The sequence below is a fragment of the Pelomicrobium sp. G1 genome, from assembly GCF_051905455.1.
Taxonomy (GTDB): Bacteria; Pseudomonadota; Gammaproteobacteria; order Burkholderiales; family UBA6910; genus Pelomicrobium.
Window position 1 is genome coordinate 1 of sequence record NZ_JBQACR010000509.1, and the last position, 245, is coordinate 245.

Annotated in this window: 1 protein-coding gene; it reads right to left on the bottom strand. The window is 65.3% G+C overall.

Features of this window, described 5'->3' with window-relative positions; genetic code table 11:
• Nucleotides 1–44: 44 nt before the first annotated feature.
• Nucleotides 45–245: hypothetical protein (locus ACTFO6_RS19425; protein ID WP_439935953.1), on the bottom strand; the 201-nt coding region annotated here is incomplete at its 5' end.

A 245-nucleotide genomic window follows, 5' to 3' on the forward strand; every position in this document is an offset into this window, starting at 1 on the left:
GGCGACCACGCCCCCCACCAGGCAGCGGACGAAACGGGAAACCATCAGAACTGCCTGATCCGTTCGATGTTCTCCACCCGCCCGCCGCGGAAGGTGATGACGGTGGTGAAGGGGTCGCTCGCCGTGGGTAGATAGGTCCAGGTCTTCAAGATCCGGCTGTCGATGAGCTTGATCGAGGAGAAGCCCCGCCCGTCCCGAGGACCCAAAGGCCGCGCCTCCTCCCAGGTTTGCTGCCCCTCATCCCC